Here is a 262-nt window from a genome sequence, read left to right as displayed (position 1 = left end):
GTCGGATCCGTCACGAACATCGCCACCGAGTTGATCAGCGAAGGCCTCGTCATCGAGGCCGGAATGGTTGCCTCCCAGGGGGGCCGTCCGGTGACGCTGCTTGCGCCGAAGCCCTCCGGCGCGTACCTGCTGGGTGCTGACGTCGGGGAGCGCGGCGTCGCAGTCGAACTCTTCGATCTCGCGATGACGCGTGTCGACCGCGAATTCCGCGGTGGACGAGAAGAGGAGAGCCTGGACGCGATAGCCCAGGACCGCCATGAGA

The 262-nt window shown here is 66.4% G+C and carries 1 pseudogene; it reads left to right on the top strand.

The features are described 5' to 3' along the window. Window positions 1-262: pseudogene (locus ACPYOM_RS22825) on the top strand (ROK-family transcriptional regulator); the annotation flags it as partial.

The sequence above is a fragment of the Monashia sp. HAY1-2A genome (assembly GCF_056755315.1).
This window is presented reverse-complemented; position numbering and strand designations above follow the sequence as displayed.